Genomic DNA, 19,771 nt, shown 5'->3' on the forward strand with positions numbered 1-19,771 from the left:
CTCTCGCCGCCTGTAACGGTGAAAAAAAGAGCAGCAAAAAAAGCGATAGCGGCTATACCGATGACAGCGGCAGACAAACCGCCACGGATGACGAGTCGTATGGCAGCGTGGGGACGAACCCGGCCATTAGCGTGAGCGGCAAAATGGCAGACCGACGCAGGCAGCTTGCACCGCGCATCAACAAAGTGGCACGTCAGGTCGGTGCAGACCCGTATTTTGTCCACGCCATTATCACCCAGGAATCCGCTTACAAGCCCAATGCCAAATCTCATGCCGGTGCCATGGGGCTGATGCAGCTGATGCCGGGCACCGCCCGTCGCTTCAGTGTCAGTAGTCCATATGACATTGAGCAGAACGTCAGAGGTGGCAGTACCTATCTCAAATGGCTACTGGGAGAGTTCGGTACACACCGGCTGGCTGCTGCCGGTTATAACGCCGGGGAAGGCAATGTGCGCAAATACGGGCGTGACGTCCCGCCTTTTGAGGAGACCAAGGCCTATGTGCCGATAGTCCTGAAAAACCTCAATACGTACAAGCAAAATCCCCACCTCATTGGGCTGGGCGACAGCGAGAGTCCAACTGCCGGTTCGGGCTGTGATGCGCGGGAGTTGTGCTGATGCGTCGTCTCGTGCTGTCCCTCTCGCTGCTTGCTGCCCTGCCGGCTGCTGCCGCACCGACGGCGTTGACCCCGATGACGGCGCCACGCAGCCCTGCCACAGTGGCGGAAGATAACCTGCCTGACCTCTACCGCCAGGCAGCCGCCCGTCACGGTGTTGATACGACGACACTCTACCAGCATATGCTTGATCGCACCCGTTGGGTCAACACCCATGGGCAAACCGTTGCCTGGCCGTGGACGGTTGAGGTGCAAGGGCGTCGCTACCAGTTCAAGACCCGTATTGACTGTTTCAACTGGCTGCTCGGCAAGCGCGGCAAGGCGACGGGCATCACCTTCGGCCTGGACGGTCGACGGCTGGCGCTGCAAAGCCGCAGCACCCTGTGGGCGGAGCTTGATGTCGCCGCCATGGTCGAGCGCAGTGCAAAAGCACTACGGCCGCAGCCCCTGCCGCAGTCGCAGACATCTGGCAAACCTGACACAAGCAGCAGCCCTATCCCCCCCATCAACGAAAATCCCGCCTTGCAGGCCATGATCGCACGTGTCAGCCGGGAAACCGGTGTCGATGAACTGCTTTTGCATGCGGTCATCTATCAGGAATCGCGCTACCAGATCGGTGCCCGTTCGCCCAAAGGGGCCATGGGGCTGATGCAGCTGATGCCGGGTACGGCACGTGACCTCGGTCTTGCCCCGCACGAATACTACGATCCCTACCGCAATCTTTGGGGAGGGGCGACCTATCTTAAACAGCAACTAAGCACCTTCCCCACGCTGGAAGCAGCACTGGCCGCATACAACGCGGGTCCCCAAGCGGTACGTCGCCACAAAGGGGTGCCGCCTTACCGCGAGACTCAACAATATGTAGCCGCCATCGGCGGTCACTATCGCCGCTTGCAGGCCGTGAGGCAGAAAGGAACATCACCGGTGACCGCCAAAGCCGGCGAACGTCGCGTCGCCTCGGCGCAAGACGTCGCACCGGCATTGCTCAATCCACCAAGACAAAAACGAGGACTGCGCTGATGGAAGGTAAAGAAGTACTCCTGCGCGACGTTTACGAGTACGTCCCCGCCCAGGCCTATACCGCCGCAGCCGTGCTGTTGGGCATTGCCTCGGAATACGCCTTTGCCGTGCCGACGGTCGCCTATACCCTCTCCGGACTGTTTTTGACCCGTGCCGCCGTACTCTATCGACGGGGGCGTCGCATCAAGCGCTACCAGAAACAGCTGACCCGTCTGCCGCTCTACCGCATGCGCAGCAAGGATTTACCCGTCTCCAACAAGGTGCAGTTTCTCGGCATGGGCTTTGAATGGACCGCCGTCCATACCCAGCGCGCCTATGACATTAATCTGTCGCATAACCGCAAGTACACGCGGCTGCCCAAAGGCTACCGAAGAGTGCGCAAGCTCGAACTGGCTCTCGAAAAGGCGCACCACATGCGCTGGCTGACCCGTTTTACCTCGTCTACCTGCGCGGCCGAGCATCCGCTGTGGTTCTTGAACCCGTGGCCGCCGGCCCCGCCGCTGGAAGGTCAGCCGTGGTTGCATGGTGTCGGGCTCTACGAACCGGAAGAAAAACTCTTCCAGGATCTCGGCAACCGCGTCGGCCATACCCTGGTCATCGGCACCACCCGCGTGGGCAAGACCCGTCTGGCCGAGCTCATCATTACCCAAGACATCGCGCGCGGCGATGTGGTCATCGTCATCGATCCCAAGGGCGATGCTGACCTGATGCTGCGCTGTTATTCAGAAGCGGTGCGTGCCGGGCGCGAAGACAAATTTTTCATGTTCCATTTGGGCTATCCCGATGTCTCGGCGCAGTACAACCCGATCGGCAGCTATATGCGTATCACCGAGGTCGCCTCGCGCATTGCCGGCCAAATGCCGGGCGAAGGGCAGAGTGCCGCCTTCAAGGAATTCGTGTGGGGCTATGTGAACCAGGTCGCCAAAGGCCTGGTCGGCATCGGCCAGACCCCGAGCTATCCGCTGATCAAACAGTACAGTCAGCAGCTGGAGCCGCTCTATAACGCATATATAGACCGCCTCCTCAGTGAACGTATCCCGAATTATCAAACCGAGTTGCAGCGCTACATCGAGCTGATGCGGCTGGAGCCGAAAGAACGGCGTGAACAGGGGCTGATGGATGATGTCTCGCAAATCAAGCGCGATCGCGATGCCGTCGCCCGTTATCTGCTCTACAAACACAACCTCAGCAAGATGGTGTTCAGCGATGCCGAACTCGATACCGCCCAATCCTTGACCAAAGCCTTCATCACGGATCAACAGTATTTGTCAAAGCTGATTGCCTCGCTAGATCCCTTCCTCGAGAAAATGACCACCGGGGCGGTGGCGCAACTGATTTCTCCAACTTACCTCGATCCGGCCAAACCGACTTTTGACTGGGGCAGCATCCTGCAAAGTGGCGGTATCGTCTATGTCGGTCTGGATGCTTTGTCTGACCAGGAAGTGGCACGCACCGTCGGCGCCTCGATGCTGGCTGATCTCACCTCGCAATATGGTCGTATTTATAAAGAAGGCCGCGATCATGGTCTGCCCGACGTCGGTGTGACCATCAAGCCCCGGCCCATCCGCATCCACATTGACGAAGCGAACGAGCCGGCGGACAAGACGCTGATTCCAAGTTTGAACAAGGCCGGTGGTGCCAATGTCTCGGTTACCGCCTACACCCAGACCATCTCCGACTTCGAAGCACGCCTCGGCAATCGTGCCTTTGCCAATCAGATGCTCGGCAACTTCAACACGGTCATCTTTTTCCGCGTCCAGGAAGAAGATACCGCCAAAACTTTCACCGGCAAGCAACGCAAGGTGACCGTACGCAACCTGCTGACCTTCTCCGGTTCATCAGACAGCTCCGACATTCATTCCGGGGTGGATTTTACGTCCAACACCTCAAGCCGGATGAGCGAGCGCGATGTCGAGGCCATCAGCACCACCGACCTGACCCAGTTGCCAAAGGGGCAGTTCTTCGGCATCTGGGACGGCAACCGTCTGTTCAAGGGGCGGGTGCCGCTGCTCGTCGCCGAGCGCGATGACCGTATTCCGGGCGATATCCGCAAGGTCGCGGCCGCTATGCGCGAGCAGTATCAATCGAGTATCCCGGGCTGGTACAGCTATCAGGAGCGTTTTAATCCGGTACAGGTGCTGGACGAAGGCGCAGCCGGCAGTGCGGCCGCCTTCCAGTCGCAGCTGACGCAATGGGTCAACGACATTGATGACACCGGCGGTTTCGACGGCTTCGGCAGCGATGACGCCGCGCTCGATTTCATGGGGGATGACTGATGGCTAGGCAGCAAACACGACGCCAACAGCAGTCTGTCGCCGACAAGCCGAAAAAACGCTCTCTGCTCGGCCTGATTTTCCTCCCCGTCGGTCTCGTCCTCGGCATCTTGAGCTACCTCTTTTTATCGGTCCTGGTCAGTACCGGCATCGAATGGGCCGGCATGCTGTTCGGTTGGTGGGATTACCGCCACAGTGAACTGGTGTTACGGCAAGAGCTGCATTACCTCGGAGACAACTTCAGCTCGACCCTCTTCGGGACCTCGGCCGAAGAGGCGGCCCAACGGGTGACCCGCTACTTCCAGCAATGGCTGGTGCTGCCGCAAGACACCCCCCCCGGCATCGGGCAGAAGCTCATCTCGACCCGCGCCTGGGATCGTTTGCTGGCGCATTGGGCCTATTACCGCAATGCCTTTGTCTTTGTATTGATGGTGACGGGTATCCGCAGCCTGATTGTGCTGTTGTCGAGCGCCCTGCTTGTCCTGGTGGGGATGCTCGCCGCCATTGACGGTCTGCATATGCGCGAGATCCGCAAGGTCACGGGCGGTGTCGAACACGCCGGACTCTACCACCATGCCAAAGCGCTGGTGCCTTACACCATTGGCCTCTCCCCCGTCATTTATCTCTCCTGGCCCAATCCGGTCAATCCCAATTACATCCTGCTGCCCGGGGTGGGGCTGTTCTACATCGCCATCCTCACCAGTTTCGCCACCTTCAAAAAGATTGTTTAGGAGCCCGTCATGCCGTTATCAACCCCACCAACCCGCCGTCTCCTGCTCGCCGCGCTGTGTTTACCGCTGGTGGCCCGTGCCGACGAAGCCGACATGCCGCCGCCGGTCAAAAAAGCACCGAAAAAACGCCGGGCCGATCCGGCAACGCTGCCGACACGCAGCGAAGAGGCGGAAATCGAATCTGTCCTGCGCGAGCTCGCTTATGTGCGCGAACGGGTACAAAGCCTGGAGCGCAAATATGCCTCTGCCACGCGCAAGGCAAAGATCCGTTTCAACTACCCGGCGCTGGTCGCCCAGCTACGCACCACCGAAGCAGATATCGCTGACTTCCTCAATGCCCGTATCGACGTCATCACCACCAGGCCACCGACGCCGCGTCAAAACACCCTCTTCTACGTGAGGCCGAACTGATGGCGGACGACAAACAAAGCAGCGGCGATGACGGCTTCATCCGCACGGAATCGGGGGTGCGCGAGGCTTTCGACAACGCCAAAGGCGGCATATCGGCTGGCGGCCTCGGCGGCATCGTCGCTACCGCCACCCTGGGTCTGGTGCTGTTACTCGTCCTGATCGCCTCTTCCGAGGCGGTGCACAACAACCCAACCCCAGAAGCCCGTCAGGATGCACAGATTCGCATCGTTGTGCTTGGCCTGATGCTTTTTTTCGCGGTGCTCATCTTCATCGGCATCGTTTTTCTTGTTACCTGAACCGTTTTTTTCATCCACTCACAGGAGTACTTATGCAATCCGCAAACCTCACCGGCCAGCAACTGCCGCAACCCATCCACATCCATAACCGCTTTCTGCCAGATTGGCTTGATGCGGCGACACTGCGTCAACTCTTCATCGTCACCATGCTCATGGCCTGCTGTCTCTATCTGCCGCAAGCAGCGGCGCAAAGTGCCCTGCCCAGTGGCAGTATCGGGATACCCGGGGTCGCCGACGATGCCAACTGGGCCACCAACATGGTCAAGCTTTTCCGCTGGGGGCTGATGCTGATGCTTGTCGTCGTGCTCGGCTTTGGTATTGGCCGTTCCATCTTGACCATGTTCTCCCTGATCAACGATGCCCGTAATGGCGGTGAGTGGGGGCCGGCGATTCAGCAGATCATTCTCGTGTTGGTCAATGTCGCCTTCTCGCTCGGCCTGTTTGCGCTCGCCAACAAGTATGTGTTCGAGCCCCTGGACAAACTTGCCACCGGTTCCTGATGACAGACAACAGCGTCCGCCGCGACCGCCCGGACATCACCCTGACCCAGCTGGAAGAAGAACCCTTGAACGGCTTTTTTGGCTGCACCCAGTCGGAGCTGGTCGCGACCTTGCGCCGCGCCATCTTTGTCTGGGCGGTTGCCGCCGCACTGCTCGCGCTCCTCATTTTTTGGGCCTGGGCGATGATCGCGGCGATGCCGATCGCCGGTGTCTTTTTTATGCGCCGTATCTATCGCGTCTCGGCGCTACGCGAAGGCAAGCCGCTCTATTTTCACCGCCATGTCGAAAACTTCCGCTCGCGGCGTTTTATCCAGCCCGCCCCCCGCTATCAAATTGAGAGGGAGTGTCCACAAACACACGCAGGAAAGTGCGCAATACATCCGCTTTCAGAACCGGGTGATCGCTGCGCTTTTTATCCTGCTGCTGCTCTTTGCCGCTGCCTACTGGCGCTTTCCCAAGCAGATCGTGACCTATTTACCCCCGGATGTCAGCAAGGGCTTTGTGCAGCGTGTCGGCGAGGTGCCGCCGGCAACGGTATACGGCTTTGCCCGTACCGTCTGGGAAGAGCTCAACTACTGCGCCACGGATTGCAGCGAAGACTATCCCAGGCATCTGGATGACTACGCCGCCTATCTGACGGCGAACTGCCGCGCCGAGCTCAAACGCCACTACGAGGCCAATCGCGGCCTCTACGGCTATCGCAGCCGGATGTTGCTGCCGACCGACAACGCCCGTTTCAGCGAGGACCGGGTGCGGCAAACATCAAACGACAGCTGGCAGGTGGCTGTGGAATATGTCCTGCGCGATCAGGTCAACGGCCGCGAAATCCGCAATACGGTGATGTCCTATCCGCTGAAAGTGGTGCGCTCCGGGCGGCCGCTCGCTGTCAATCAACTCGGCCTCGAAGTTGATTGCTACTACGGCGACGGCCCCCAGGTGCTGTCCGACAACAGCCAGTCATAAGCAACACAAGAGGTGTTCGATGCAATGCTTGACCTTTCCCCGTATCACGGCTCTATGTCTCTTGAGCCTGGCGTTGCCGCTTGCCGCCAAGGAAGTGGTGCTCAGTGAAAAGCCGATCCCGATACGGATACCCGTAGGCCAGGAGCTGATTATCAAATTTCCGCAGCCTGCCACCCATACCCGTAACCTGAACGATGCAGCCACCATCAGTTCGCTGCTGACGCCGGACGGCATCCTTTATGTCACCCCCACACAAAAATTTGACAAGAGCCGCGTGGTGGCCGAACTGGTCGATGGGCGTATGGTGATGCTGGATATCGAAGCGGCTGATACCGGTCCTTTTGACAGCGATATCACGATCGTCGAACGCCCGACTGCCGCAACCGCCGTCCGCCCGGCAGCAGCCCCGGCCGCGACACCCAGCGGTAGCGCTGCAGTCATAGAGTCGCCTGCGCCAGATGACGTAGTGGCAAAAAACCCCTACAAACCCGATTTCCTGGCCGATGGCGAGGCCAAAACCCTCAATGTTGCCATGGGTGACTACGGTGGCACCCCCTCGCGTGAGGTGGGTAATGACTACCACCACATGGTGCGTTACGGCTTCCGTCATTACGTCGGCCCGGCACGGCTGATTGGCGACGACCTCGGCAAGCCGGTGAAGGTCGGCAAATCCGACATCGCCAAGCGCCTGCTACGGATGAATGATGGCCGTCTCAGCGTCAAACCGTTGCGCCAATGGCAGATTGGTGACAACTACCTGACCGTACTGCTGGTCAACAATCTGTCCACCACGGCGGTCGAGTTTGATCCGCGTGCGATGCGTGGCCGCTGGATGTTTGCTGCCGCGCTCTATCCGGTGATTGAGCCGCGTGGCAGCCGCCTTGACCAGACCCTGTGGGCGCTGATCAGCAGCGTGCCTTTCGATAAGGCTGTGGAATAGGGAGAACGTGATGCCAGTCGGAAAATTATTTCTCTATACCATTTTCGCCATGGTTCTGGGCGTGGTGTATTTCCTCTTTATCCGCGAAGAACCCTCAACCCTGCCCCGTCCGGCGCAGCAGACGGCGGGTGCAGTGGATAATGCCACCACTGCTACCACTCGACGCGGCGACGACACCACCTACGCCGAAGAGGTCAGGCGTAATACCGAACTCACCCGCGCCACCCAGGACAAGCAGGAAAACCTGGAGCGGCAACTGGCCGAGGCGCGCGAGCAAAGTTCGAACGATAGTGCTGCCCTGCAAACCAAACTGGAAGAGCTGAAGAAACAGCTGGCCAAGATGGAACAGACGACGCAAACCGCACGTGAAGCGGAGCAGAACGCTGCCAAAGCGGTCATGGCGGATGAAATGAAAGCCTTGCAGGAAAGCATTGACAGCTTGAAACAAAGCCATCAGACAACGCAGGCGGCCAGTGAAGCGCGGATTGCCCAACTGGAACAGGAACTGGCTGCGAGCCGGGCAGGGGCAGGCGAAACCCCGCCTCTTCCTGTCGATGACAAACCACCGTTACCCGATGTGTATGGTACGGGCAGTATTACCCTGCCGTACAGCTTTGCCGGTGATGGTGCGGCTGCACGCAGTGCCGCTGTACGGCAGTCGGAACGCGCAACAAGCGATACGGCAGCATCAGCTGGCGGCGATCTGTTGAGCGAAGTACAGGCAGATCTGGCACGAACGTTCGGCGGCACGGCCGGTGCGCTCGCTAACGGCGTTCCCGATCCACAGCCAACCACCCGGGCGCGACCGCTGCCGCAGCCGGGGCAGGTGCAGAAGGAAGCGCAATGGCCAACCGTATTTCCCGTTTATACCTTGCCGCCGCTGACCACCCTGAGTGACGCCCTGCTGGTGACGCCCATCATTGGCCGCGTCCCCATCCGTAACGATCGTCAGCTGGATGATCCCTATTTCTTCCGCGCGGAAATCGGTGGCAAGAACCTTGCTGCCAACGGACATCAGATTCCCGGCGTAGCCAAGATGATTGTCAGCGGTTACGCCACCGGCGTCCGTGAGCAGTCCTGTGTCCGTGGCTACATTGACGCGCTCACCTTTATCTTCATCGACGGCCGTATCGTCAGCCACGGACAGGCAAGTCACGACGGGACGAGCAGCGGCGATGCGCTGGGCTATCTCACCGATCCCTGGGGCAAACCCTGTCTGCGCGGTCGTTACATCAACAATGCCGGCGAGTACCTCTACTCGCGCGGAACAGCCGCGTTTATTGAAGCAGCTGCCGAAGGCCTCGCCCAGAGTCAGGTCAATTACCGTCAGGACAACAACGGCAATTTCACCGCCATGCTCGACGGCAATATCTGGCGCTACGTCTTCGGCAAGGGCATCTCGGGCACCGCGTCTGAATTTGCCGATTATGTGCGCGAGCGTACAGCCGGCGCTTTTGACGTGGTTTACGTCGAACAGGGCCGTCCAGTGCAAATCATGCTGAACAAACAGATCGAGATCGACTATGACGCCAAGGCGCGCAAGGTCAATTACTACACCGAACCGCGCCGCGCGCGCCGCTATGACTGAGGATCATGCCATGCGTTTCACCCCTTCTCCTTTCCTTCATCACCACCCGTCAAGCGGGGTAAAACAGGCATTTGCACCGGGCAGAGGCTGTGTGTTGCTCGCCGCCGCGCTGATACTCACCGCCTGCTCATCGGTCACGAAACCCAAGCCGGACAAACTCTTGCCCGACAGCGGCCCGACCACCGCCGAACTGATGACCGGCGAGCGCGAGCGTGTCCCCGCTTTCTTCGGCAACGGGGTCCAGGCGGATTATCTTGGCGTACCGCTTACTGAAGGCTATGCGCCGAACAGTAGTTATTCCTTGCGCCACGTGGAAGAGTTGCAGCGCGATTTTCGTCGTGTGCCCAACCCGGAGATCACCGCCTACGTATTTCCGCATTTAAACGATGGTGAGTTACCGGTACCGGGCTATTTCACCCTGTTCAAACTCTACGAACGCGACCACTACGCCCTGGAGCAGGAAGGCTACCATGAGAGTCCTTGACGATCTGTTGGGGATGCTGCGGCCGCGCAAGCCGACCCCTCCCAGGGCAAATATCCCGCCAACGGATACGGACGCCACCGCTTCCGGCCGCAGTCATGACAATGACGGCGAGCTGCCGCAGTTCAAGGTCAATCCCTTCATCAATGCCTTTATGCGGCTGTCGGGCGAATGGCCACTGGTTGGACCACCGCCCCTGTCTGAAGCGCAGTACCGCCGCCTCTTTGCTTCGGCACCAGCCTTTGCCGACTATTTTCCGGTTATCGATTACCTGGATGAAGAGGAAGCCTATCTCTTTGATGACGGCATCAATGTTGCCCGGTTCTGGCAGGTCAACCCACGCTACATGTGCGCTCGCAGTGACGAGTCGCTGGCACGTTTTAATGCCGCGCTCACCGCTGCGCTGAATGCCCTGCCGAGTGACAGCGAATTTCCCTATGTCGCGCAAATCTATGTGCAGAACGAAGCAGCGGCGGTCATCGCTGATGATTTGCAGGCGGCCATGGTCGAAAACGGCGTCGCGGATGACCCGTACAGTCAGGCCATTCTTGAGGTCAACCGGCGGCACGCCGCGCTCATCGGCCATCCCAAAGGCATTTTCCCCGATTCGCGCATCACCGGCGCCGACAAGGGCTGGCGGGTCAACAACCAGAGTATCTATCTCTGCATCTACCGCAGCTGCCCCGACAAGTTCTGGAAGAAAAACAAGCGCAGTGCAGCCGCGCAGAGCAAATACGATCTCACCGCCTTCGAGGCGGCAATCAAAAACGCCGGCATCGTCCTTAACCCGCTCAAACCGCACGAACTGGTGAGCTGGCTCGCGCCCCATTTTGCAGCACCGCAAATATCGGCTGCCGCTATGGCGGAAGCACGGCAGATGGCCCATTTTGATTTAGGGCAAATGATTTTCCGGCGACAACCGTCCTACTACAAAAGCGATGACCCGCGCGAGCGCGGCATCTGGCGCTTTGGTGAGCAGTGGTTGCGCTATTTGACCATCGCGGCAGTCGAGCGGCCACCGCGTGACGGTGCCATCACCCTCGGTGAGCAGCACACCAGGGGCACCGAGGCGCAAATCGACGCCTCGCTCTTCGAACAGCTGCCGCCGGGGACGATGATGAGCTACACCATCATCCCGCAGAGCGACACGCGGATGAAGGGAGAAATCAACGCCGTCCTCTATGAGGCGCAGAAAAGCGCCTCGCGTGAAGCCAAATTTGCCGAGAAGCAGGCAAACGCGGCGCTTGATGCGATGTTGCATTACAACCAGAGGATCTTCTACACCCAGCTCGGCGTCTTCCTTCGCGCTGACAGCCTGGAAGGACTGCTGGATGCGAGCGAACAGGCGATGAGCCGCATCAAGGCGAGCAACTGTATCGAGGTCATCGACCCCACCTATGACCTCATCAGCCAGGACAGTTTTGTCCGTGCCCTGCCAACCGTCTATGACTTTGCCCATGACAGGAACAGCGCCCTGCGTGCCCGCAAAACCTTCACTTCACATATTGCCTCGCTGCTGCCGTTTTATGGCAACCGTTCCGGCAGCCGCCACCCCTGCTACATCATGTACTCGCGCAGTGGCGAGCCCTTTTATCTCAATCCCTTCCACCGTGATGACCGCGAACGGGTCTCGCATGAAGTGTTCTTCGGTCCGACCGGGTCGGGGAAATCGGCGACCATCGTCTACATGGCGATGCAATCGATGGCGGTGAACAACCCGCGTCAGTTTATTTTCGATTACGGGAACAGCTTCGGGTTGATGGCCGATTACATGGAACGCCACGGCAAAAAGGTGAAGCGCTTTGTCCTGCAGCCCAATTCCAGGGACGTGGTCGCGCCCTTCTTCGAGACTGCCAAGGCCCTGGCGGAAGCCGACGAAGCCGAGCGCATCAATGCCATCGGACAATGGGCGGCACAGACGGACGATGCCCGGGAAGCGGCCGCACGGCTGTCTCTGGCCAAGGCAGGCGAAGGACAGAACGGGGAACCTGCCAGCGCAGCCGCCGGGCAGGAGGGACAAGCCGGGGATACCGCCGGAGCTTCGTCGGTATCTTTTGACCTTGAAGACGAAACCCGCTCTTACCTTAGTGAGATGGAATACATCCTGCGCATCATGATCACCGGTGGTGGCGCGCAGGAACTCTCCCAGGCCGAAATCGCCCGTATCAACCGCGCCCTGGTACGTGGTCTCAGGCTCTCGGTTGAAGAAGGCGAACCGCACGCGAGACCGATACACATGATGCGGGCGATGCGCGCCATGGCCGATGAAGAAATGGCCCGCAAGGGCGGGCAACCGGCCGCTGCGGAAAACATGAGCAATATGGCCGATGCCCTCGAACGCTGGACCCAGGGCGTGAATGGCCGTCTTTTCAACCGGCATGCCGAAGGGTTTTCAGAAGATTACGACCTGACCGTGATCGAGCTCGGCGCCCTCGGCAAACTCGGCGGCGGTGACATGCTCGCGGTGGCAGGACTTTCCGCCATCTACACCATTACCGCGCTCGCTGAAAAACTGCAAAACACCGGCCGTGCCATCGAAGTAAAAATCGACGAGGCGCACCTTTGGGCCAAAGTACCGCTGCTCATGTCCGGCCTCGTCGTCGGCTCGAAAGTATTCCGCAAGCTCAACTGCTGGTTGATGCTCATCACCCAGGACGTTACGGACTTCAAGGGGGATGCCGCGAAAATCCTCACCAACGCCGAATTCTGGTGGCTGATGCGCATGAGCGCGGCAGAAATTACCCAGGCGACAGAAATCCTCAGCCTCAGCGACGAGGCCAAACATCTCATTCGTTTCCCGCGCAAGGAAGAGCGCCGTTTTGTCGAAGGTATCTCGATTTCCGGCAAATTCCCCGAAACCCTCATCCGCTATGTGCCGCCATCCCTGATGCTTGCCCTGGGGCAAACCGACGGTAAGGAAAAAGAACACCGCGCCGACTTGATGCGCAAGCACGGCATCAGCGAGCTGGATGCCGCACTGATGGTTGCCGAAGAAATCGAAACCGCCCGGCGCGCCTATCAGGAGGCAGCATGAACCGCAACGACACAGGAGATCTTATGACACACCTTCCTATCACCCCGCCAGGCGGGAAAACGCAAGGATTCCCGCAGCATCACCACGCAAAACCAAGCCGCTTCTTCCTGCTGCTTGCCGCCGCCTTCGGCCTCGGTGTCCTGAGTATCGCCCCGGCACAGGCCGCTACCCTGCAATTCTCGCGCATCGGTGCCGGCGATCAGGGCCTGCAACAATTCTGGCAGCTGACACCTGAAGAAACACAGCGCTACCGCAACATCATGGCGGCAACCGGGGAACGCTACAAAAATGCCACGCCCCTGATGGTGTTGTCGATGATGGCGGACAGCCCGGCAGATCGCGACTACTACGCCAAAAAAGCCGCCGAGATGGAACACGCCCTGGTTATGCGTGAGCTTGAAACCGCGACGCTGGTGTCCCAGCACATGTCCGACCCGAAACTCGTCGAGGAAATGACCCTGCACACCGATCGGCTGACCGGCCTCGATACCGCCCACGACGTCCCCGATTACCTCAATCCCGAATGGCGTGAGGACGACTGGCTGGTGGTCTATGTCGACGGCAGCTGCATCACCGCCCGTTGTCTCGGGCAATTCGCCGCACGGGTGCGTGCGGTGGACGAGAAGATTCCCCGCTACCTCATCATCAACAGCCGCGATCCACTGGATGCGGTGGCGCAGCAGGTGGCGGACGATTGGCACGCTGTGGTGCAGCGCTACGACCCGGTCGAACACGGACGTTTCCTGACGCGCGAGCAGGCACCGAATGCGGTGCTGCATGTGCGCGGCCGCCGCATTGTCGAAACCCTGGGCGATTCTTCCCCGAGACCTTTTACCCACACCGCCGCACCTGCCACAGGTAGCGCCGATTCTGCCGCATCCAATACTCAGGCGGCAAACGACAACGACAAAGCCGCTGCCAAGGCAGCACCTGTCCCAGGCAAAGAGGTAAGCCTGCCGGCACCGGGCGAAGACAAAAGCGTCCCTGTCACAGGCGGCAAGAAAACCCCGACTGCTGCTGGTGGAAAGAGCAGCGGCAATGCCGCATCCGCGAAAAGAACCGACAACGGAGAGAAAAAATGACGACCATCTACAAACCCCTGCTGCTTGCCTGCGCTGTTGCCGTCAGCGTTGCGGCACAGGCGGCGGACAAACAAGACAAGAAAGGCGGCAATAACATTAATGCCCTCCTGGATGGCGACTATCGTGCCGACAAAGTCCCTGCCGGTGATGCCGGCCGTTACTATCTGCCCAATGCCGCAGCTGCCCTGGATGCCATCAATCCGGGTTCTTACAGCACACATTTGACAATCGGTGCCAACCTGCGCGCCGGTATCAACAACAGTTGCGGCGACCTGAACTTCTACAACAACTTCAAGGCGGAAGCGAAGAACCTGCAACGCAAGCTGAAACAGACTGTTAAAGACGCACAGGCTGCCCTGATTACCACCGCATCGAGCGCGGTATCGAGCTTCACCCAGTATGCGTTGATGAAAATCAACCCAACCCTGGGCGAGCTCGCCACCAAACATCTGGACGAATACCACGAACTGTTTTCCTTGAAGTTGAAGCAATGCCAGGACTATGAACGCGATGTACGCCAGGGCAAGAACCCGCTCGGCGAAATTGGCGAGATTGCCGTCGGTGAGCAGTGGAAACAGACCATCGGCTATGTTGCCGCCGGAGAAACATCGCTGGAAGCGGCCGAAGAAGAAATGCGCAAGGAAGCCTACAAAAACGGCGTCACCATGGGCGACGGCAAGCAGTACGGCGGCAAAAACCAGGAACCGGTCAATATCAGCAAGGTGCTAACCAAGGCAGGCATGAACCTGCTCTTGTCGCGCGGCGAAAAAGACGCTTGGGACAAGGACTTCGACACGAGTGAAAAAGCGGTGCTCGACAACCCCATCCTCGCCGAGTTCAAAAATCCCGAAGAACTCTATGGCTTCGTTCGTGACATTTACGGCGCGACCGAAATCCGTCTTGGCAAAGATCTGGCAGAAAACGATAACGTCAAGGCCTGGAACGGCCAGGGCTATGAACCGTGGTACGTCAAGTACCGCGATGAGTATTACCAGGGCCTGCGCGATTATGTCGCCGGCAGCATGGAACGTGAGGCCTTTGAGAAAAAATTCCGGCAAATCATCCCGCCGATCGAGGTGGATGAGTTGCGGGCCATGCCGCCCTATGAGCGGGCCGTCGAGATAGAACGTCGTGCACAGCAGTACGGGGTAAACCGTCTGCGTAACAACCTCATCTTCGCCAAGCAGGCCCTGAAGACCGGTATTACCGCGCCCGACCTGCAACAGTCCGGGATGAAAGGCCCGTCTGAAGCCGAGTTCAAGTCGCTCTATTACCGGATGCAGGATGACATCCGCGAAATCGGCCAGCGCGTCTGGAACTACTGAGGAGGCCGGCGATGCAAGAAAGCCAACACGATACCGAACACGCCGGCCACGGCGCACTGGATGCGGCAAATGTCGCGCATGACGGCGACGCGGCCATACGCGCAACGGAACCTCCCCCGGCAGAGGAGCACACGGCAGCAGCTAATGCCGCCACGATTGCGCAGGCGGTGACAGCGGCCGGTCTGACGACCGCCGATATTGCTGCGTCATTGCCGGAAAGACGTGCAACCACACTTGATGGGGAAATCGTCACCCACCCTCCCGCCGGAGTGGCCGCGCCGACCCGCACCATCGTGGTCCCCGCCGGGCAGCCGCTGCCGGAAGTTGCCGGTGACACCGTTATCGTCATTGCCCAAAAACCGCGCTGGCGCCGCACCAGGCGCCTTTTCCGCAATCTTGGTGCGGTGTTGGGTCTCTTTATCCTCGGTGGCCTGGTGCTGGCGGTGATTGGCGATGAAGGCGTACGGGCGACGCAGGCTTTTGTCGATCGCGTCTGGTGGCCGGCAACCGCCTTGCGCTTCCTGGCCTACGCTGTCATCTGCACCGTACTGCTGCCGCTCTTCGACAAACGCATCCGCAACAAGGCGGCCGCCAATCTGGCGGAGCGCCGCGCCGCGCTCTTCGCGCAAGACAGCTTCGATGCCGCAGAAATAGCACGGCAGGAAGCCCTGGAACGCCGCTTGAGCGAGTTCCGTATCCCGAAGCTGACCCTCTTCATCCTGCTGGTCGTTTTCGACCTCCTGGCGCTGCAGCTGCCGTTCCTCCTGCATTAATACGAGACAACCGTCATGACCGTATCCAACTACCTCGAAGCCTTTTTGTCCGTCTATGGCTGGGCGGTGTATTACACCTTCTTCCTGCTGATCGGTGTCACCGGTCTCTTTCTCTATCCCCTGCTACGGGCGTTGCTGACAATTCTCACCGAGTATCTGTCCGGAGAAGGTTATGACGGTATCGGCTATCTCAAACAGGCCTTCGTCATCCTGGCTCTGAACATGCTGGTGTTTTTCCTGGCGCTGGTACCGGTGGCCAGAATCTCTTTCGACAAGACCGAAGTGAGAGATATCTGTGATACGGCGAAACACAGCGTTGAAGAAATCAATGCCCTGAATGCGCATGAAGGAAAAAAATATTTCACTTTGAGCGATGCCCGGGTGCCGCTTCTGCCGTGGCTGGCCATGCGCTTGGGACAGGGATTTAACAGCGTGGTCTATAAACAGTTGCCCTGTGCCCTGCATACGGCTGACGCCAATAAAACCGTGCTTGGGCTGGAAACCGGGGATGAGGTGCTCGATCAGGAATTTGCGGCTTTTATCGATCAGTGCCATCGCCCGGCAGTGAATAAAATCAAGGAAATTCTGGATGGCAACTACGATCAGCAGATTGAAGGAAGAGGCAAGATTTCAGACTGGTTTAAAGAGGAGTTAAAGAAGGAAGCCAAAAAAAGATACGGAGGTGCAGGATATTACTTTACGTTTGACAGCACGATAGAAGAAGAATTAATCAATTTTGTAGACTCCAAATTCATCATCGATTACCTATATAACTACCAAAGCCCTTTAGTTACGGGACCTTATAGCAACGAGCTGGGGGGGATTGTCCGCAGCATGAGAGCCCAAAAATCTGTCGCTGCATTTCAGGATGTGGAGGAAGGGCTGCCATCCTGTTATACATGGTGGACGCATGCCGGCAAGGGGTTACGCAAACGGTTGGTGACTTCCCTGTCTGATGACGCCGTGTTAAAGATAGCCAAAAACCACAATATCCCGGGGTGCGTGCTTGACATCAATCCGGCGGTATTATCGGGTTCATACACCGGCCAGCCGGTACAGGGTGTTAAAAACAAAGAACAATGTCTGGCCATCATCCGTGAACGCCTCGCCTCGGGTTCTTACAACCCGACCAGCGATGAAGCAGGAGATGGCGACGTCAATGAAACCGGGCGTGGTCTGGCCCGTAACATACTGCTGGCTTATCAGGGCAATAAAGTGCATGAGAAAGAGGGGTTATTGCAGGCCGACGAAAATGCCGTTTTTTCGGTTTTCACTCTTGCCGGTGCGGCGGCCATTTACTACTTAAAGGCTTTTGGTGTTGATTTGGCCGGTGGGGCACTCTCCGCCATTACCAGCTTCTATGCCAGTATTTACATGCTGAAAATCATGCTGCGCTTCCTGGTGCCGATGATTATCATGGTGATCTACATGTTCTGGGGCGTCTATGTGCTGATCGGCGAGATGCGTGGCTCGACCGTGGTAAAAGGGATGCTGACCATTTTCTCGGCCACCATCATCTTTGGCCTGTGGTCCATCGCCGACCATATTGATGACAAATTATGGGATGCCATGTATGGTTCGCGCTGGGGCAGCCCGTTTGCGATGATCCTGCTTGATGCGACCAGCGGGATTTTCTACATCATCATCTTCTCGGCGGTCTTCTATATGGTGAACCTTGCCGGTGGTGGTGATGCCGGTGGCATGCTGGGTGGTGGGAAGCAACAAGCATCCAGTTTGTCAAGAGATATTGGCGGTAGGACTACCGGTAGAAGTTTTGGAATAGGTAGTTGGTTGTTCTCCGGCGCCAAAAATAACAAGGGTGAATACACCGGCGGCTGGGGACGGCAATGGGCCGGCAAAGGTTGGGAGAAAGTAAAAAGCACTTCCGGCAAAATAGCGTTCAATATAAAAGAAAGCTATCAAGGTGTAAAAAGCAGACTAGCCGGTTTGCGTAATAAGGAATAATTAAAGGGGCTGCAAAGCCCCTTTTTTATATCCATCAGATGAAGTATCAGAGTTCGGTAAATCCATATGGATTTAGTTCTATCTCAGGATTTGAGTATGTATCATATCCAGTACCTTCCAACATCGCATTAGACACAAGGCATCTGATACGCCCCTCCGAGTCATCGCTCGTATTCCGAGGTTCTGCCGCTTGCTGCAAACGCAGTTTCTCGCTTTCTGCTGCTTTGGCTTGTTGCTCTGCTTCCCACAGCGTGGTGCCTCTTTTCCACCCCGTTTTGAAAGCGGCACGACTGCCGGGGTCAGTAATCAGCGCGACCAATACTTGCCAAAGACCGATGTCTTTTTCTTGTACGACCTGTTTTGTCATGGCAGGTACCTCCTGAACCTTCTTTCTTGTGAACGAGTTATATGCCTATTGCGTGGCATTGTCAAATATCGCGACCCGTTGGCCGGGAAGTACGGCTTTGCCGCACTACCCATCTGCGGCAGAAAACGGACATTCTTGCAGACATCAAATGTGTGCAGGTTTCTGTATGCGGCTGAATCTGTTTGTGGTTATGCGGACATTCCGACGGACATTTTTTCGCCTACAATAGGCTTTTTTGTGAGGGTCTCCCATGCAGGAAGTGGAGAAAAGGGTGGAGTGCCAGCGTTTTAGCCCTGTTACTTTTCGGATAGGCGTTGATGAACGGCGAATCGAGTTGCTGCGGGTACGCGTAGAAGATGCCTGGCGGCGCTTTACTTCGTCGCCTGTCGCCGGCATTGCCGCTTCACTGGAAAAAGAGGTGCTGGCGACCGGTATCTACGGCACACACACCATTGAGGGCGGCGATTTGAGCGAGGAGGAGACCTCCGCCATCCTGGAAACTGGGAAGAGGACGGCAGGTGCCAATGCGACGGCCGTATTGAACCTGCGCAGCGCCTATGAATACGCCGGGAACGATGCCGCTGCGGCCGATTGGCTGCTTTCGCCGCAATACATCTGCAAGGTGCATGAACTCGTCACGCAAGACCTGCCGCATGAGTACAACCGCCCGGGTGAATATCGGGACAACCGCAAGGATCTGGTAACCAGGGTCGGCAATCCGGCCTATAAGCCGCCGCAATATATCGGGGATATTGTCCGCTGCGTTGAGGGGCTTTGTACCTGGCACGCGGAGCTGGCGGCGCAGGGCATCCCCGCCCTTATCCGCGCTCCCCTGGTGCACTACTACTATGAAATCATCCACCCCTTCTGGGACGGCAACGGCCGCGTGGGGCGGGTGTTGGAAGCTTCCATCCTTGTTCATGACGGCATGGTGTATGCGCCTTTCGCACAGGCGCGCTATTATTTGGATCAGATTGACCGTTATTTCAGCCTGTTTACTGCCACGCGGCAGGCAGGGAAAGCCAAAAGACCGGATGCCAATACGGATTTTGTCTGTTTCTTCCTGGAAGGTATGTTGAAGACCATCAACAATTTGCATGACCGGGTCAATCACATGACGAAAATCCTGCTGTTTTCTTTCCGCCTCTCCTCGGCATTGCGTGACAAAACAATCAACCAGCGGCAATTCCAAATCCTGAAATTTATTCAGGAGAATCCGGGGCTGTATACCCGCAAAATGCTGGCGGGAATGCCCTGGTATCAGGCGCTGTATCAAAAAGTCACTGACAGGACGCTGCGGCGCGATTGGCTGGTGATGGACACATGGCTTGATGTGACGGAAGGACATTATCTTTATCCCAAAATATAGCGTCATTGATTTGCACACGGAAATACAGCCCGCGCGT

17 protein-coding genes and 1 pseudogene are annotated in these 19,771 nt (G+C 57.9%); 17 read left to right on the forward strand and 1 reads right to left on the reverse strand.

All coding sequences use genetic code 11. The features are described from left to right. Positions 1–188: 188 nt before the first annotated feature. The 16 genes and pseudogenes from Q0562_RS03135 to Q0562_RS03210 form a co-directional block, all read left to right on the forward strand. Positions 189–617: pseudogene (locus Q0562_RS03135) on the forward strand (lytic transglycosylase domain-containing protein); the annotation flags it as partial. Continuing rightward, positions 617–1,636 (forward strand): lytic transglycosylase domain-containing protein, encoded by a 1,020-nt coding sequence (locus tag Q0562_RS03140; protein ID WP_298641031.1) that lies wholly within the window; start codon positions 617–619, stop codon positions 1,634–1,636. The pseudogene Q0562_RS03135 and the gene Q0562_RS03140, both read left to right, overlap by 1 nt. Further along, positions 1,636–3,912, forward strand: a complete 2,277-nt coding sequence (gene traD / locus Q0562_RS03145; RefSeq protein WP_298641034.1) for a type IV conjugative transfer system coupling protein TraD — start codon at positions 1,636–1,638, stop codon at positions 3,910–3,912. Before Q0562_RS03140 ends, traD begins: the two co-directional genes overlap by 1 nt. Then, positions 3,912–4,640: a DUF4400 domain-containing protein gene (locus Q0562_RS03150; protein WP_298641037.1), complete on the forward strand. Its 729-nt coding sequence runs from the start codon at positions 3,912–3,914 to the stop codon at positions 4,638–4,640. The genes traD and Q0562_RS03150 overlap by 1 nt, the downstream gene beginning before the upstream one ends. Positions 4,641–4,649: 9 nt before the next feature. Continuing rightward, positions 4,650–5,051, forward strand: a complete 402-nt coding sequence (locus Q0562_RS03155; protein WP_298641039.1) for an RAQPRD family integrative conjugative element protein — start codon at positions 4,650–4,652, stop codon at positions 5,049–5,051. Further along, positions 5,051–5,347: a hypothetical protein gene (locus tag Q0562_RS03160; protein ID WP_298641043.1), complete on the forward strand. Its 297-nt coding sequence runs from the start codon at positions 5,051–5,053 to the stop codon at positions 5,345–5,347. The genes Q0562_RS03155 and Q0562_RS03160 overlap by 1 nt, the downstream gene beginning before the upstream one ends. A 32-nt stretch (positions 5,348–5,379) precedes the next feature. Beyond that, entirely contained in the window at positions 5,380–5,847 is a 468-nt protein-coding gene (locus tag Q0562_RS03165) for a hypothetical protein (RefSeq protein ID WP_298641046.1), read from the forward strand. A 279-nt stretch (positions 5,848–6,126) separates the two neighbouring features. After that, positions 6,127–6,810, forward strand: a complete 684-nt coding sequence (locus Q0562_RS03170; RefSeq protein ID WP_298641048.1) for a DUF2895 family protein — start codon at positions 6,127–6,129, stop codon at positions 6,808–6,810. Between the two features lie 61 nt (positions 6,811–6,871). Continuing rightward, positions 6,872–7,750, forward strand: coding sequence for a DUF3438 family protein (locus Q0562_RS03175; protein ID WP_298641051.1), 879 nt, complete (start codon positions 6,872–6,874; stop codon positions 7,748–7,750). 10 nt (positions 7,751–7,760) lie between these two features. Then, positions 7,761–9,338 carry a TrbI/VirB10 family protein gene (locus Q0562_RS03180; protein WP_298641054.1) on the forward strand — a complete coding sequence of 526 codons (1,578 nt, stop codon included), beginning with the start codon at positions 7,761–7,763 and terminating at the stop codon, positions 9,336–9,338. A 10-nt stretch (positions 9,339–9,348) separates the two neighbouring features. Next, the gene (locus Q0562_RS03185; protein ID WP_298641057.1) at positions 9,349–9,822 is read left to right on the forward strand and encodes a hypothetical protein; all 474 of its coding nucleotides are present in this window, start codon (positions 9,349–9,351) and stop codon (positions 9,820–9,822) included. Then, entirely contained in the window at positions 9,809–12,853 is a 3,045-nt protein-coding gene (locus Q0562_RS03190) for a conjugative transfer ATPase (RefSeq protein WP_298641060.1), read from the forward strand. The genes Q0562_RS03185 and Q0562_RS03190 overlap by 14 nt, the downstream gene beginning before the upstream one ends. Before the next feature lie 23 nt (positions 12,854–12,876). Then, positions 12,877–13,935 carry a hypothetical protein gene (locus Q0562_RS03195; protein WP_298641062.1) on the forward strand — a complete coding sequence of 353 codons (1,059 nt, stop codon included), beginning with the start codon at positions 12,877–12,879 and terminating at the stop codon, positions 13,933–13,935. Continuing rightward, positions 13,932–15,260, forward strand: a complete 1,329-nt coding sequence (locus Q0562_RS03200; protein ID WP_298641065.1) for a hypothetical protein — start codon at positions 13,932–13,934, stop codon at positions 15,258–15,260. Before Q0562_RS03195 ends, Q0562_RS03200 begins: the two co-directional genes overlap by 4 nt. Before the next feature lie 11 nt (positions 15,261–15,271). Then, positions 15,272–16,033 (forward strand): hypothetical protein, encoded by a 762-nt coding sequence (locus tag Q0562_RS03205; protein ID WP_298641068.1) that lies wholly within the window; start codon positions 15,272–15,274, stop codon positions 16,031–16,033. Between the two features lie 15 nt (positions 16,034–16,048). Beyond that, positions 16,049–17,998, forward strand: coding sequence for a hypothetical protein (locus Q0562_RS03210; protein WP_298641071.1), 1,950 nt, complete (start codon positions 16,049–16,051; stop codon positions 17,996–17,998). 46 nt (positions 17,999–18,044) lie between these two features. Here Q0562_RS03210 and Q0562_RS03215 read toward each other — a convergent pair whose 3' ends face one another. Beyond that, a complete protein-coding gene (locus tag Q0562_RS03215; protein ID WP_298641074.1) occupies positions 18,045–18,365 on the reverse strand; it encodes a hypothetical protein in 321 nt (106 codons plus the stop codon). A 250-nt stretch (positions 18,366–18,615) separates the two neighbouring features. Between Q0562_RS03215 and Q0562_RS03220 the strand changes: the two genes are divergently transcribed. Continuing rightward, positions 18,616–19,734, forward strand: a complete 1,119-nt coding sequence (locus Q0562_RS03220; RefSeq protein ID WP_298641076.1) for a Fic family protein — start codon at positions 18,616–18,618, stop codon at positions 19,732–19,734. Positions 19,735–19,771: the final 37 nt, after the last annotated feature.

Source organism: uncultured Cardiobacterium sp. (assembly GCF_938028825.1).
In the GTDB taxonomy this organism is placed as follows: domain Bacteria; phylum Pseudomonadota; class Gammaproteobacteria; order Cardiobacteriales; family Cardiobacteriaceae; genus Cardiobacterium.